This is a genomic window from Streptomyces griseiscabiei (genome assembly GCF_020010925.1).
Lineage (GTDB): Bacteria > Actinomycetota > Actinomycetes > Streptomycetales > Streptomycetaceae > Streptomyces > Streptomyces griseiscabiei.
Genome location: NZ_JAGJBZ010000002.1, coordinates 2194790 through 2209071 on the forward strand (window position 1 = coordinate 2194790; position 14282 = coordinate 2209071).

The window sequence follows — 14282 nt, forward strand, 5'->3', positions numbered from 1 at the left end:
GCCGGGCCCCGGGCGGCCGGCTCAGGGGGTACGCGGCATTTGAGAGAATCGATCCATGATCGAGGCACGGCGGCTCCACATCCTCCGTGCGGTGGCCGACCACCGCACGGTCACGGCGGCGGCCGCCGCGCTCTATCTCACCCCGTCCGCCGTCTCCCAGCAGCTGACCGCCCTGGAACAGGAGACCGGCCACCGCCTGGTCGAGCGCGGCGCCAGGGGCGTACGGCTCACCCCGGCCGGTGAGATCCTGCTCGGCCACACCAACGCGGTCCTCGCCCAGCTGGAGCAGGCGGCGGCGGAACTGGCCGCGTACGGCTCGGGCGAGGCCGGCACGGTCACGGTCGCCTCCTTCGCCACCGGGATCGCCCAGGTCGTGGCGCCCGCGCTGGCCCGCCTCGCCGACTCCGCGCCCGGCATCCGCCTCCGCGTCCAGGACGCCGAGGGCGACGCGAGCCTCCCGATGGTCCTGGACCGGCAGGTCGACATCGCCGTGGCCGTCGAGTACCGGGGCGCCCCGGCCGCCGACGACCCGCGCCTCACCCATGTCCCGCTGTACGCCGAGCCCTTCGACGCGGTCGTGCCCGTCAGCCACCGCCTCGCCGACGCGGCCGAGGTGCCGCTCGCCGAACTCGCCAAGGACCCCTGGATCGGTCCCTATCCCGGCAACCCCTGCCATGACGTGGTCGTCCTGGCCTGCGAGAGCGCCGGATTCCAACCTCGCCTCGAACACTCCTCCGACGACTTCCGGGCCGTCGTCGCCCTCGCCTCCGCCGACGCCGGCGTCGCCCTCGTCCCCCGCTCGGCGCTGCGCGGCACGGACCTCACGGGCGTGGTCGTACGCCCCGTGGACGGAGTGGCCCCCACGCGCCGTGTCTTCGCCGCCGTACGCCGGGGCGCGGAGGGGCATCCGCTGATCCGGCCGGTACTGGAGGCGCTGGGGGAGGCGGCGGAGTGAGCCGCTCCACCCTCTCCCGGGCCGAGCGCGCGGAGACCAGCCCCACGGCCGCCCTCCTCAACCGCCTCTGCCGGCCCTACGCCGGGACCGGCTGGACCCGGATCGGGACCATCCCCGACTTCGCGGCGGACCCCCTGGGACGCTGCGGCCCACGTCGATCTACTACAAGAGGCCGGGGACGGGGCCGGAGGCGGGGGCGGGGGCGGGGGCGGCCGAACCCGCTCCGTGATTGTCAGTGGTCACCGCTACCGTGCGTCCCATGCCCGATGCAGAAGACGTACGACGTGTCGCCCTCTCCCTCCCCGACACCACGGAGAAGGAGGCCTGGAGCATGCCCACCTTCCGGGTGGCGGGGAAGATGTTCGTGACCCTCCCCGAGGACGAGACGTCCATGGCCGTGCGCTGCCCCAAGGTGGAGCGGGACGAGCTGGTCCTCGCCGAGCCCGACAAGTTCTGGATCGCCGAGCACGAGGCGGGGTTCGCCTGGGTGCGGGTGCGGCTCTCCGCCCTGGAGGACGAGCCGGAGCTGCGCGACATCCTCGCCGACTCCTGGCGCCAGGCGGCCCCGACCAAACTCCTCGACAGTTACCCGGAGTTGGGGCTCCCGGACGCCGACTGACCCGACCGCCGGGCGGTCCGCCCCCGGGCCTCCCGGTCGGCTAGCGCAGGAAACCCGTGATCCGCTTCCGCAAGGTGGCCGCGTCCAGCCCGTGCGCGGCCACGTGTTCCTCCAGCTGCCCGTAGCGCCGCAGCTCCCGCCGCCCCACACCCAGTCCGAGCACCCGGTGGGGCACATCGGCGAGCGCGTCGTTCGCGGCGGCCGTCGAGGTGCCCGCCAGATACGGCTCGACCAGGACGACGTCCGGGCCCGCCGCCTCGGTCGCCCGGCGCAGCGCGGCCGAGTCGAAGGGGCGGACGGTGGTCGCGTACAGCACGGTCACATCGAGCCCCTCCGTGGCCGCGAGGACGGGGTCGAGCATCGGCCCGACGGCCACGACGACCCCGCGCCGCCCCTCGCGCACGGTGAGGAACCGCTGCCCGTCCACCGGGAGCGACCGCTCGTTGGACTGCGCGGACAGCCGTACGTACACCTTGTCGTCCTTGGCCTCGCCCGCGCCGACCGCGTGCCGCAGCAGGGTCTCGGCCTCGTCGGGGTGGCCCGGCACCTGCACGGTCCAGCCGTCGAGCGTGTCGAGCAGGGCCACGTCTCCGGGTGCCATGTGGGTGAAGCCGCCGGCGGGCCAGTCGTAGGAGGCGGCGGCGCTGACCAGTACCGCGCCCACGTCCTGGTGCCCGAGATCCAGCTTCACCTGCTCGAAGGGGCGTTCCACCAGGAAGCTCGCGAAGGTGTGCAGTACGGGCCGCATCCCGGTCAGCGCCAGGCCCGCGCCCGCGCCGATCAGCAGCTGTTCCCGGATGCCGACATTGAGCACCCGGTCCGGATGCCGGCGCGACGCCTCCGTGAAGCCGTCCCTGCCGATCTCGGCGAGGACCACCGCGACCCGGGGATCCTCGTCGAGCAGCCGGGAGACGACGGGGGCGAGACGGTCCCGCATGGTGTCCATGAAGTCTCTTTCCTTTCAAGGGAGTTGGGGCCCCGGTCGGCGGGGCCGGGAGAGTGCCGGAACGGCCGCGCCCCGGTCTCAGGCGTTCTTCGGCTCCACCTGGGCCACCACCACCCGCGGCCGGCCCGGGTGCGGGGCGGTGAAGGCGGCGTACAGCGCCTCGTGGTCGCGGCCGTCCACGGTCGTGGCGGACCAGCCCGCCACCTCGAACCGCGCGGCGATCCCGCCCGGCCGGGCATGGCTGGCCGAGGAGTTGTCGATCACGACGGTGTGCAGCCGGTCGAGCCCGGCGGGACCGGCGTACGCGATCGCCTCGTGATTGCTGCCCTCGTCCAGCTCCGCGTCCCCGACCAGCACCCACACCGCCGGGTCGACCCGCCCCTGGGCGCGCAGCCCGAGCGCGGTCCCGACCGCGATCGGCAGCCCGTGCCCGAGCGATCCGCTGCCGATCTCCGCGCCCGGCACCAGCACCCGGTCCGGGTGGTGGCCGAGCGGCGAGTCGTACGACCCGAACTCGGGCAGCCAGTCGACGGGCAGGAACCCCTTCGCCGCGAGGACCGCGTAGTACGCCATCGGCCCGTGCCCCTTCGACAGCAGGAACCGATCCCGTTCCGGGTCGTCCAGCCGCCCCGGCGCCACCCGCAGCACCCGGTCGTAGAGCACCCACAGCACATCCAGCGTGGACGTGGCCGCCGGTCCGTGCTTCTCGGCCCCCGTCATCAGCCCCATCAGCCCGGGCAGATCCGGGAACCGGTACATACGCTCCGCTGTCGTCGTCATACGCACGAGCCTGCAACCTCAACCGAGCTTCAGGTCAAGCGACGGCCCTCGCGCCCTCTCCTCCCACATAAACGAGTGCGCGACCACCGGCCCGAGTGCGGTATTGTTTCCGTGCGCGTTCAACCAGGGGAAACCCCAGGTCAGACGGGCAACGGGACGTGGCGCAGCTTGGTAGCGCACTTGACTGGGGGTCAAGGGGTCGCAGGTTCAAATCCTGTCGTCCCGACTGGAGACAGTCGCAGTTCAGGGCCGGTTTCGGAGACATCCGAAACCGGCCCTTGACCGTTCTTGGGGACCGGTCGGGGACCAGGTGCTCCCGGCCGCCGCGCAGGACGTTCTCCCCGCGTGAGGGCGCCCGGCGGTTCAGCCCGCGAGGGTGTTCAGCCAGCCGGTCAGCAGACGGTTGATCTCCTCGGGGCGTTCCTGCTGGATCCAGTGGCCGCAGCCCTCCAGAAGGTGGGAGGCGGTCAGGCCGGGGAGGGTGGTGGGGAAGGCGTCGACAGCGTCGGACATCCAGGTGGTGGAGGCGTCCAGGGTGCCGCCGATGAACAGGGACGGCTGTTCGATCGGGGCTCCGCGGTGGGCGGCGAGGTCTTCCCAGTCGCGGTCCATGGTGCGGTAGCGGTTGAGGGCGCCGGTCAGACCCGTGCGCTCGAACTCTCCGGCGTAGACGTCGAGATCGTCCTCGGTCAGCCAGGCGGGGAGGACGCCGACGGGAAAACGGTCACGCAACTGGCCGCCGTGAGCGACGAAGTGGGGGTCGGGCTTGTCCTGGGCGGGCATGGTGTCGGCGGACAGGGCCGCGTAGAAGCCCGCGAGCCAGCCCCGGACGTCGGGCTCGATCTCCGTCTCGGCGCGGCCGGGCTCCTGGAAGTACGAGACGTAGAACTCCTGCTCGGGGCCGCCGATCCGGCCGAAGATCTCGGTGGGGCGGGGACCGCCGGGCGGCGCGTACGGGACGCTCAGCAGGGCGACGGCCCGGAAGACCTCGGGGTGGAGCAGGGCGGAGGTGGCGGCGATGCCGGAGCCCCAGTCATGGCCGACGACCACCGCGGTCTCCTCGCCGAGGGCGTGCACGAGGGCGACGTTGTCCGCCACCAGGTCGAGCATCCGGTAGGCGTCGGTCGCCGCGGGCCTGGACGAGCGGCCGTAGCCGCGCACGTCGAGCGCCACCGCCCGGTAGCCGGCCGCGGCGAGGGCCGGGAGCTGGTGTCGCCAGGAGTACCAGGACTCGGGGAAGCCGTGCACGAGCAGGACCAGCGGACCGGTGCCCTGCTCGACCATGTGCAGGCGCCCGGCGGGGGCCTCGACGGTGCGGTGGCGGAGTGCGGCGGACAGCTCGGGCTGCATGGGTCTTCTCCTCGGGTCGCGGGCGGACGCGGGTACCCGTCGATCATGCGGCGCGGCGACCGGCCGACGCGATCAGCCTTGCCACTCCGGCAAACTCGCAGGACGGGACGGGGGGAGCGGCCCGTCCGGAAGGGGCAGGGCGGGTCCTGAGTGCCGGGGATGTCGCCTGGTTCGGCACCCGCGATCCGCACGGGGTCGCGAACGCCGGCCCAAGACCGCTGGTGTGCCGTCCGAACGGACCGCGCCGCCTACGGGTGCGTGTCCGTGATCGCGATGACCTCGTCGAGGCGGTCCAGGGCGGCCTGAAGGTCGTCGACCTTGGCCTGGATACGGTCGCGCTCGGCGCGCAGCATGGCGCGTTGCTCGGCGTCGGTGTGCCCGGACTCCCAGCATGGGAGGAGTTCGGTGATCCTTCGGCTGGTCAGGCCGGCGGCGAACATCTGCTGGAAGAAGCGCACCAGGGTGACGGCGTCCTGCCGGTAGAGGCGCTGGCCGGACGGGCTGCGCTCCGCGACGAGCAGTCCCTGCTGCTCGTAGTAGCGCACGGCGCGTACGGAGACGCCGGCGCCCCGTGCCACCTCGCCGATGCGGACCAGTCGCTCGGCCGCGGGCTCCGTGACGGTCATGGTGATTCCCCTCGCCCCGGTCCTGACGGCCAGCACTTGCCTCTGACGTCAACGTCAGGTTCTAGCGTACCGGGCATGGATATCGACAACTCAGTCGCCCTTGTCACCGGAGCCAACCGTGGCCTGGGCCGTGCCTTCGCCCAGCGCCTGCTGGAGCGGGGCGCCCGCAAGGTCTACGCGACGGCCCGCCGACCGGAGACCGTGGACCTGCCCGGGGTCGAGGTGCTGCCCCTCGACATCGCCGATCCCGCGTCCGTGAGGGCCGCCGCCGAGGCCGCCCCGGATGTCTCGCTGCTCGTCAACAACGCGGGGATCCAGACGGGAACCGACCTGGTGACGGGCTCGCTGGACGCGGTACGCCGCGAGCTGGAGACCAATGTGTTCGGCCACCTGGAAATGATCCGGGAGTTCGCCCCGGCGCTCGCCGGGAACGGCGGGGGCGCGATCGTCAACGTCCTCTCCGCCATGTCGTGGTTCGGGGGCAGGGGCGCCAACGCCTACCACCTGACCAAGGCCGCCGCCTGGGCCATGACCAACGGCGTCCGCCTGGAACTCGCCGAGCAGGGCACGCTCGTGACAGCGGTGCACCTCGGCCTGGCCGACACCGACATGGCCGCGGGCTGGCCCGTGGACAAGCTCGCGCCGTCGGACCTGGCCGACGCGGTGCTCGACGGCGTCGAGGCGGGCTCCGCCGAGGTCCTCGCCGACCAGTGGAGCCGGGACGTCAAGTCCCGGCTGCCGCTGGCGCCGGAGGAGTTCAACGCCGCGATGGGCCGGGCCCTGGCGGCGCTGACGGCCGGCTGAGGGCCCTCGGGCCCGCCGGCTTCGGCCGGTCGCCTCGGCCGGTCGCCTCGGCCGGTCGCCTCGGCCGGCGGGGTCCGGCGCATCGCACGGGTGGTGCGCGGGAGTGGCGTGCGTGCGGCGCACAGTGGTGATTCGGGGTGTGTCGGGGGTGCTCGGTGGACTGGGCGCGGGAGTGGTCGGTTGGATGGGGACGCGGGGTGGTCCGTGGTGTCACGGGTCGACGACCGCGGGCCCACGACACCCGACACGCGCCGGAGATGAGCTGCCATGGTGACCGACCGGTACGGCAACCGCCTGCACGAGTGCACCGCCGAAGGGGCGGGGCACCTGGACCGGGCCGTGGAGGGGCTGTTGTTCTTCCGGCCGGACTTCCCGGCCGCCGTCGCGGGCGCGGTCGCCGCGTCTCCGGCCGCACCGATGGCACAGGTGTTCTCGGCCTATCTGGGGGTCCTCGGGACCGAGTCCCGGGACGCGGCCGAGGCGCGCCGCCGGTTCACGGAGTTCGGCGCCGCACTCGACCGCTCGGCGCTGCCCCGGCGGGAGCGGATGCACATGGCGGCGGCGGAGGCCTGGCTCGGCGGCGATCTGGGCCGGGCCGGACAGGTCCTGGAGGAACTGGTCGAGGAGTGCCCCCGCGATCCGCTCGCCCTGGCCGTGGGCCATCAGCTCGACTTCTTCACCGGTGACGCGACCCGGCTGCGGGACCGGATCGGCGGGGCCCTGCCCGCCTGGGACGAGGACGATCCGCATCGCGGTCCGCTGATGGGCATGTACGCGTTCGGTCTGGAGGAGTCGGGGCACTACGGCAGGGCCCAGGAGGTGGCGCGGGCCGCCGTCGAGCGGAACGGCCACGACATCTGGGCCATCCACGCCGTCGCCCATGTGCACGAGATGCAGGGGCGGTTCGCCGAGGGGATCGACTTCTTCGACGCCCATCTCGACGGCTGGGCGAGCGGCAGCCTGCTGACCGTGCACAGTTGGTGGCACTACGCCCTGTACGCGCTGGAGGCGGGCGACACCGGCACGGCCCTGCGGATCTACGACGCCGTCCTGCACCACAAGGACTCGTCGGGGTTCGTCATGGAACTCCTCGACGCCGCCTCGCTGCTGTGGCGGTTCCTGCTGGACGGCTCGGAGCAGGAGGCCCGTTGGCGGGCCCTGGCCGACGCGTGGGCCGCGCGCGAGGACCCGCCGTTCTACGCCTTCAACGACGTGCACGCCGTCATGGCCTTCGCGGGAGCGGGCCGGCTGGACACGGCCGACGAGTTCGTCGCCGACCGGCGGCGCTGGCTGCGGGCGGCCCGCGAGGACGGGCGGCCCCGCGCGCACGGCACCAACCGTGTGATGACCGGGGAGATCGGCCTGCCCGTGTGCGAGGCGCTCGTGGCGTACGCCCGCGAGGACCACGCGACGGTGGTGGAACTGCTCTGGCCGATCCGGCGCCGGCTGCACACCTTCGGCGGCAGCCACGCCCAGCGGGATGTGATCCAGCGGACCCTGCTGGAGGCGGCCCTGCGCGCACGCCGGGACGACCTGGCCCGGCTCCTGCTCGGCGAACGCACCGGACTGAGCCCGCACAGCCCCTACAACTGGCTCGGGCAGGCCCGGCTCGCCGACGCCCTCGGCGAAGCGGGCCGCGCGGCTCTCGCCCGGGACACGGCGACCGGACTGGCGGCACCCGCGGCGCGCAGGCTGAGCCGCGACCCGCACGGCACGCTGCTCGACCGCAGGTCCTGACCCCGGCCCCGGCCGCCGGGTGCGCCCCCGCTAGGACAGACAGCCCACGTGGGCCAGGGCCTGCTTCAGCAGGACTCCCTGGCCGCCCGGCATCTCGCCCTGGACCGACGCCGACGCCGCGTCCTGGGGGCTGAACCACACCAGGTCGAGCGCGTCCTGCCGGGGGGCGCAGTCGCCGGCCACGGGGACGATGTAGGCCAGCGACACCGCGTGCTGACGCGGGTCGTGGAACGGGGTGATGCCCTGCGTCGGGAAGTACTCGGCGACGGTGAAGGGCTGCAGCGCGGACGGGACGCGGGGCAGCGCCACCGGACCGAGGTCCTTCTCCAGGTGGCGCAGCAGCGCGTCCCGTACCCGCTCGTGGTGCATCACGCGGCCGGAGACCAGATTGCGGCTGACCGTCCCGTCCGGGCCGATGCGCAGCAGCAGCCCGATGCTGGTCACTTCGCCGCTGTCGTCGACGCGCACGGGCACGGCCTCGACGTACAGGATCGGCATCCGGGCGCGCGCCGACTCGAGCTCGTCGGACGGCAGCCAGCCGGGCGTGGTTTCGGTCATGTCAGACATTGGCCGATCATACTTTCAACGTCAGGCGGAGCGCGCGTCGCTCCGATCACACCTGTCAGAGATGCCCCGGCCGTCCCGTTCGCATGCGCGGCTTCGGTGACCGGTCGTGCGGTGGTCGTCCGGCGGTCGTGGATCAGCCGTGCGCGGCCCACATGCCGCGGACATGACCGAGGTGGCGGGTCATCACCGTGTGCACGGCCGCCTCGTCGCGGGCCAGCAGGGCGTCCAGGAGTTCCAGGTGCTCCTGGGCCGAGGACAGCAGCAGGCCCGACTCGGCGAGCGCGGTCAGACCGTAGAGACGGGCCCGTTTGCGCAGGTCGCCGACCACCTCGACCAGATGCGCGTTGCCCGCGAGGGCGAGCAGCCCCAGATGGAAGCGGGTGTCGGCCTCGACGTACGCGATCAGGTCACCGGCGGCCGCGGCGGCGACGATCTCCCGGGCGGCCGGACGCAGCGCCTCCAGGGAGACCGGGTCGGCGGTCCGGGCCAGGCCGACGGTGGTCGGGATCTCGATGAGCGCGCGGACGTGGGTGTACTCGTCGAGCTGCTTCTCGGTCACGGCGGTGACCCGGAACCCCTTGTTGGGCACGGTGTCGACCAGGCCCTCCTTGGCCAGATCCAGCATCGCCTCCCGCACCGGTGTCGCCGAGACACCGAAGCGGGAGGCGAGCCCTGGCGCGGAGTACACCTCGCCCGGCCGCAGCTCACCGGCGATCAGCGCGGCCCGCAGCGCGTCGGCGACCCGCTCGCGGTAGCTGCTCTTCTTGCCGCCGAGCACGGGCAGGGCGGGGCCGGCGGCAGGGGCTGGCAGGGCCATCGGGCCACTCCTAGAGGACGAACCCGGACGGGAACGGGTCGGACGGGTCGAGCAGGTACTGGGCGGTGCCGGTGATCCAGGCGCGGCCGGTGAAGCTGGGCAGCACGGCCGGGACGCCGGCCACCTCGGTCTCGCCGAGCAGTCTGCCGGTGAAGTGGGTGCCGATGAAGGACTCGTTCACGAACTCGGTGCGCAGTGGGAGTTCACCCCGGGCGTGCAGCTGCGCCATGCGCGCGCTGGTGCCCGTACCGCAGGGGGAGCGGTCGAACCAGCCGGGGTGGATGGCCATGGCGTGCCGGGAGCGCCGGGCGGTGGCGCCGGGGGCGTACACATGGACGTGGTGGAGGCCGTGGATCGACGGGTCCTCCGGATGGACGGGCTCCGCCTCGGCGTTGACGGCGTCCATCAGGGCGAGGCCCGCCTTCAGGATGTCGTCCTTGCGGTCGCGGTCGAAGGGGAGACCGAACTGCTCCAGCGGCAGGATGGCGTAGAAGTTGCCGCCGTAGGCGAGGTCGTAGGTCACCGTCCGCCCGTCGGCGAGCGTGGCCTTGCGGTCGAGGCCGACGGAGAACGACGGCACGTTCTGGAGGGTGACCGACTTCGCCGCGCCGTCCTCCACCGCCACCTCGGCCACGACGAGGCCCGCCGGGGTGTCCAGACGGATGGTGGTGACGGGTTCGACGACCTCGACCATGCCGGTCTCGACGAGGACGGTCGCGACACCGATCGTGCCGTGGCCGCACATGGGCAGATAGCCGGAGACCTCGATGTAGACCACGCCCCAGTCGCAGTCGGGGCGGGTCGGCGGCTGCAGGATCGCGCCGCTCATCGCCGCGTGCCCGCGCGGCTCGTTCATCAGCAACTGCTTGATGTCGTCGCGGTGTTCGCGGAACCACAGCCGGCGTTCGTTCATGGTCGCGCCGGGGATCGCGCCGATTCCGCCGGTGATCACCCGGGTGGGCATGCCCTCGGTGTGCGAGTCGACGGCGTGCAGGACGAGTCTGCTGCGCATGGACGGTCGTACCTCTCTGTTCCGGGTTACGCGAGCCCCGCCGCGACGGCCTTCTCGGTGGCCGCGCGGATCGCGGTCTCCTGCTCCGGCAGCAGCTCCACACGCGGCGGACGGCAGTGTCCTCCGTGCCGCCCCACGATGTCCATCGACAACTTGATCGCCTGCACGAACTCGACCTTGGAGTCCCAGCGCAGCAGCGGGTGCAGTTGCACGTAGAGATCCTTGGCGGTGGCGAGGTCGCCGCCCACCGCCGCGTGGTACAGCTCCACCGTCGCCGCGGGCAGCGCGTTCGGGTAGCCCGCCACCCAGCCCTTGGCGCCGGCCAGCGCCAGTTCCAGCAGGACGTCGTCCGCGCCGATCAACAGGTCCAGTTCCGGGGCGACTTCGCCGAGCTGGTAGGCCCGGCGGACATCGCCCGAGAACTCCTTCACCGCCTGGATGTACCCCTCGCCGTGCAGCTTGGCGAGCAGTTCGGGGACCAGGTCGACCTTGGTGTCGATCGGGTTGTTGTACGCCACGACGGGGACGCCCGCCTTCGCGACCTCGGCGTAGTGCGCCAGCACGGACCGCTCGTCGGCGCGGTACGCGTTCGGCGGCAGCAGCATCACCGAGGCGCAGCCCGCGTCCCGCGCCTGCTCGGCCCAGCGCCGGGACTCGGCGGACCCGTACGCGGCCACCCCCGGCATCACCCGGCTGCCGCCGATCGCGGCGACGGCCGTCTCGACGACCTTGGCGCGCTCCTCGGGCGTCAGCACCTGGTACTCGCCGAGCGAGCCGTTCGGCACGACACCGTCGCAGCCGTTCTCGACCAGCCAGGCGCAGTGCTCGGCGTACTTGTCGTAATCGACGGAGAGATCGTCGCGCAGGGGGAGCGCGGTGGCGACGAGGACGCCGCGCCAGGGGCGGTCAGGAGTGCGGGTCATTTCAGGGTCCCTCTCGGTCTCGGTGAGGTGGGGCAGGGGAGGCGTGACGGGTGAGGTGTGACATGTCACTGATGGTGATCGGTGTCGCGGGCCAGCACACCCAGCGGCACCGGCTGGGCGAACGGCCGCCGGGCCACGGCCGGTTCGCAGCCGGTGAGGCCGGCCACCGCGGGCTCGCACATCCGGCCCTGGCACCAGCCCATCCCGGCCCGGGTGAGCAGCTTGACCGTGCGGACGTCCCCGGCGCCCAGTTCCCCGAGGGCCTCGCGGACGGCCCCGGCGGTGACCTCCTCGCACCGGCAGACGACCGTGTCGTCCGTGACCTGCTCGATCCAGTGCGCCGGCGGAACGTACACGGAGTCGAGCACGGCGAAGAACTCCCTCAGTTCCGCACGGGACTCGGCGGCCCCCGCCCACGCGGCCGGGTCCGGTACCCGTCCCCGGAGTCGGGCGGCGGCCGACCGTCCGGCGATGTGCCCCTCGGCGAGGGAGAGTGCCGCGCCGCCGATCCCGGTGGTCTCGCCCGCCGCCCAGACCCCCGGCACATCGGTGCGCTGTTCCTCGTCGACCCGGACGCGCGGCCCGGCGGGCTCGATCCGGCAGCCCAGCGTCTCGGCGAGGTCCGTGTGCGGGAGCATGCCGTGCCCGACGGCTAGCGTGTCGCAGGGGACGCGCCGCTCGCTGCCGGGCCGGACCCGGCCCTCGGCGTCCAGTGCGGCGACGGTCACGGCCGCCAGGCGGTCGTCGCCGTGCGCCTCGACGACGGTGTGCCGGACGAGGGTCCGCACCCGGCGGCGCAGCAACTCGGCGGCGTACCCGGCCCCTTCGACGAGTTTGTCCGCCCGGCTGGCCAGCGCTCCGGCCCGGCGCACCAGGGCCCTGGGGTCGGCGGACTCCACCAGCGCGGTCACGGTGACGCCCGCCGCCGCGAGACCGGTCGCCACCGGCAGCAGCAGCGGTCCGGTCCCGGCGACGACCGCCGTACGGCCGGACACCACCAGTCCGCCCTTCAGCATGGCCTGCGCGCCCCCGGCCGTGACCACACCGGGCAGGGTCCAGCCGGGGAAGGGCAGCACCTTCTCGTAGCCACCGGTCGCGAGCAGGACGGCGTCCGCGCGCACCTCGACGGCGGTCTCCTGGCCGGGGCCGAGCAGGGCGTGGACGGTGAAGCGCGGGGGGTGGACGGTGGTGCGCCGGGGGCCGTCGCCCCCGGGATGCCGTTCCACGCACCACACATGGTGGTCCGGGAGATGGGTGACGCGCCCGGCGGCGATCTGCCGGTCGAGGCCGGCGCGCAGCCGCCGCCAGGTGCGCCACTGGTGGTGCAGGGCCTGCGGGCGTCGCGCCCCGAGCCCGGCGGCGGGCTGCCGGTAGAACTGCCCGCCGGGTGCCCGCGCCGAGTCGATCACCGTGACCCGGATGCCCTGTCCGGCCGCCGCGAGGGCCGCGGCGAGCCCCGCGGGGCCGGCGCCGACGATCGCCAGGTGGGGCGGCCCGGGGGCGGTGGCGGCGGTGGCTTCAGTGCTCATGGCCCGTGCCCTCCTGTGTGTCGATGGCGTCCCCCGGTCGCACCGGGACCAGACAGGCCCGTTGGTTGGGCCGGCCGTTGACGGTGACCAGGCAGTCGAAGCACACGCCGATGCCGCAGAAGATCCCGCGCGGCCGGCCCTCGCCCCGGGTGCTGCGCCAGGAGGTGACTCCGGCGGCCCAGAGCGCGGCGGCGACCGTCTGGCCGGGCAGCGCCGCCAGCTCATGACCGTCCAGGGTGACGGTGAAGGCGGGCTCCGGCTCGGCCCGTGCCAGTTCGTGCGGGTTCACGTCGGCTCCCCCTCCTCGTACTCCGCGAACCGGTCCGGACGGAACGGCGCAAGGTCCAGCTCGGGCGCCTCGCCCCCGATGGTCTGGGCGATCAACTGCCCGGTGCCGGTGGCGAGTCCGATCCCGGCGCCCTCGTGCCCGCAGGCGTGGAACAGGCCCGGGACCCGGGGGTCGGGACCGATCGCGGGCAGATGGTCGGGCATGTACGGCCGGAAGCCGATGTACGTCCGCATCGCCCGCACCCGCTCCAGGAACGGGAACAACCGGGTCGCGCCGGCCGCCAGCGCCCGGACGACGGGCAGGGAGAACGAACGGTCGAAGCCGACCCGTTCGCGGCTCGCGCCGATCAGCACCGGCCCGGCGGCGGTTCCCTCGACGACCGGGGAGGTCTGCAGCGCCGCCGAGTCGCTCGCCACGTCGGCCACGTAGTCGGCGGCGTACACCTTGTGCCGCACCAGCGGCGGCAGGGGTTCGGTGACGAGGACGAAGCCGCGCCGGGGGAGGACGGGCAGGGCGACCCCGGCGAGCGCGGCCAGTTCGCCGCCCCAGGTCCCGGCGGCGTTCACCACGGCCGGGGCGTGCACATCGCCCCGGTCGGTCCGGACGCCCCGTACGGCACCGTCCGGCGTGCGCAGCACCTCGGTCACCGTACGGCCGGTGAGCAGTCGGGCGCCGGAGGCCCGCAGGAGATGGGCGGCGGCCAGGGTGGGCATGACCTGCGCGTCCTGGGGGTAGTGGACGCCGCCCGCGAGGGAGGGCGCCAAGTGCGGCTCCAGAGACGGGAGTTGCTCTGCCGTGACGGTGTGCGCCTCGACGCCGGCGGTGCGTTGCCCGGCCGCGAACGTCTCCAGCGCGGCGAGCCCGTCCGGGGTGGAGGCGACGACGAGGCCGCCCTTCGCCTCGTACTCGAACGCCGCGCCCAGGCCCGGTTCGGCGGCCAGCTCCGCCCACAAACGCTGGGACAGCAGGGCGAGTTCGAGTTCGGGGCCGGGCTCCTTGTCGGAGACCAGCAGATTGCCCTCACCGGCGCCGGTCGTGCCGCCGGCCACCGGGCCACGGTCCACCACGACGACGCTCAGACCCGCTCGGGCCGCGTACAGGGCGCAGGCCGCGCCCACCATTCCCGCTCCGACAACCACGACGTCGCAGGTCAGTCGCTCGGTCACGCCAGTACTATGTCACATGGCGCTGAGCCGTGGAATACCCCGCGCGGCAGCCCCGGGTGGAGCGCGGACTACGCTGCGGGCCGTACCCCATCCCTCATCCCCTTCGCCCTGCCGCCCCCCGTCTCCCGGCTCACCCCGCCCCCGTCTCCCGGCTAGGACACC

15 protein-coding genes, 1 tRNA gene and 1 pseudogene are annotated in these 14282 nt (G+C 73.6%); 6 read left to right on the forward strand and 11 right to left on the reverse strand.

Translation table 11 applies throughout. The features are described 5' to 3' along the window. The first annotated feature begins 55 nt into the window (after nt 1–55). The 3 genes and pseudogenes from J8M51_RS26860 (at nt 56) to J8M51_RS26870 (ending at nt 1574) form a co-directional block, all read left to right on the forward strand. Nucleotides 56–955 carry a LysR family transcriptional regulator gene (locus J8M51_RS26860; protein WP_216590653.1) on the forward strand — a complete coding sequence of 300 codons (900 nt, stop codon included), beginning with the start codon at nt 56–58 and terminating at the stop codon, nt 953–955. Next, nucleotides 949–1044 (forward strand): annotated as a pseudogene (locus J8M51_RS26865) (helix-turn-helix domain-containing protein); the annotation flags it as partial. The gene J8M51_RS26860 and the pseudogene J8M51_RS26865, both read left to right, overlap by 7 nt. A 170-nt stretch (nt 1045–1214) precedes the next feature. After that, nucleotides 1215–1574: an MmcQ/YjbR family DNA-binding protein gene (locus tag J8M51_RS26870; protein ID WP_216590654.1), complete on the forward strand. Its 360-nt coding sequence runs from the start codon at nt 1215–1217 to the stop codon at nt 1572–1574. A 40-nt stretch (nt 1575–1614) separates the two neighbouring features. Here the strand turns inward: J8M51_RS26870 and J8M51_RS26875 are convergent, their stop codons facing one another. Beyond that, nucleotides 1615–2520, reverse strand: a complete 906-nt coding sequence (locus tag J8M51_RS26875) for a transketolase family protein (RefSeq protein WP_086764319.1) — start codon at nt 2518–2520, stop codon at nt 1615–1617. A gap of 78 nt (nt 2521–2598) precedes the next feature. Beyond that, on the reverse strand, nt 2599–3300 hold the full coding sequence (locus tag J8M51_RS26880; protein ID WP_086764321.1) for a thiamine pyrophosphate-dependent enzyme: 702 nt from the start codon (nt 3298–3300) through the stop codon (nt 2599–2601). 152 nt (nt 3301–3452) lie between these two features. Here J8M51_RS26880 and J8M51_RS26885 point away from each other — a divergent pair. Next, nucleotides 3453–3526 (forward strand) — tRNA-Pro (locus J8M51_RS26885). A gap of 137 nt (nt 3527–3663) precedes the next feature. Here the strand turns inward: J8M51_RS26885 and J8M51_RS26890 are convergent. Beyond that, on the reverse strand, nt 3664–4650 hold the full coding sequence (locus J8M51_RS26890) for an alpha/beta fold hydrolase (protein ID WP_216590656.1): 987 nt from the start codon (nt 4648–4650) through the stop codon (nt 3664–3666). A 248-nt stretch (nt 4651–4898) separates the two neighbouring features. After that, nucleotides 4899–5276 (reverse strand): MerR family transcriptional regulator, encoded by a 378-nt coding sequence (locus J8M51_RS26895; RefSeq protein ID WP_086758338.1) that lies wholly within the window; start codon nt 5274–5276, stop codon nt 4899–4901. Nucleotides 5277–5351: 75 nt separating this feature from the next. On the opposite strand from J8M51_RS26895, the gene J8M51_RS26900 reads away from it, so the two are divergent. After that, on the forward strand, nt 5352–6080 hold the full coding sequence (locus J8M51_RS26900; protein WP_086758336.1) for an SDR family oxidoreductase: 729 nt from the start codon (nt 5352–5354) through the stop codon (nt 6078–6080). 267 nt (nt 6081–6347) lie between these two features. After that, nucleotides 6348–7817 carry a tetratricopeptide repeat protein gene (locus tag J8M51_RS26905; protein ID WP_086758334.1) on the forward strand — a complete coding sequence of 490 codons (1470 nt, stop codon included), beginning with the start codon at nt 6348–6350 and terminating at the stop codon, nt 7815–7817. 30 nt (nt 7818–7847) lie between these two features. Here the strand turns inward: J8M51_RS26905 and J8M51_RS26910 are convergent, their stop codons facing one another. The 7 genes from J8M51_RS26910 to J8M51_RS26940 all read right to left on the reverse strand — a co-directional run bounded on the left by J8M51_RS26910 (nt 7848) and on the right by J8M51_RS26940 (nt 14120). Continuing rightward, nucleotides 7848–8375 carry an NUDIX hydrolase family protein gene (locus J8M51_RS26910; protein ID WP_179203222.1) on the reverse strand — a complete coding sequence of 176 codons (528 nt, stop codon included), beginning with the start codon at nt 8373–8375 and terminating at the stop codon, nt 7848–7850. A 142-nt stretch (nt 8376–8517) separates the two neighbouring features. Beyond that, the gene (locus J8M51_RS26915; RefSeq protein WP_086758330.1) at nt 8518–9201 is read right to left on the reverse strand and encodes a GntR family transcriptional regulator; all 684 of its coding nucleotides are present in this window, start codon (nt 9199–9201) and stop codon (nt 8518–8520) included. Between the two features lie 10 nt (nt 9202–9211). Continuing rightward, nucleotides 9212–10213: a proline racemase family protein gene (locus tag J8M51_RS26920; RefSeq protein ID WP_086758328.1), complete on the reverse strand. Its 1002-nt coding sequence runs from the start codon at nt 10211–10213 to the stop codon at nt 9212–9214. Nucleotides 10214–10239: 26 nt separating this feature from the next. Beyond that, nucleotides 10240–11136 carry a dihydrodipicolinate synthase family protein gene (locus tag J8M51_RS26925; RefSeq protein ID WP_086758326.1) on the reverse strand — a complete coding sequence of 299 codons (897 nt, stop codon included), beginning with the start codon at nt 11134–11136 and terminating at the stop codon, nt 10240–10242. A gap of 65 nt (nt 11137–11201) precedes the next feature. After that, nucleotides 11202–12665, reverse strand: a complete 1464-nt coding sequence (locus tag J8M51_RS26930) for an FAD/NAD(P)-dependent oxidoreductase (RefSeq protein WP_086758324.1) — start codon at nt 12663–12665, stop codon at nt 11202–11204. Then, nucleotides 12655–12954 carry a (2Fe-2S)-binding protein gene (locus tag J8M51_RS26935; protein ID WP_086758322.1) on the reverse strand — a complete coding sequence of 100 codons (300 nt, stop codon included), beginning with the start codon at nt 12952–12954 and terminating at the stop codon, nt 12655–12657. The genes J8M51_RS26930 and J8M51_RS26935 overlap by 11 nt, the downstream gene beginning before the upstream one ends. Further along, the gene (locus tag J8M51_RS26940; RefSeq protein WP_086758320.1) at nt 12951–14120 is read right to left on the reverse strand and encodes an NAD(P)/FAD-dependent oxidoreductase; all 1170 of its coding nucleotides are present in this window, start codon (nt 14118–14120) and stop codon (nt 12951–12953) included. The genes J8M51_RS26935 and J8M51_RS26940 overlap by 4 nt, the downstream gene beginning before the upstream one ends. Between the last annotated feature and the right edge of the window lie 162 nt (nt 14121–14282).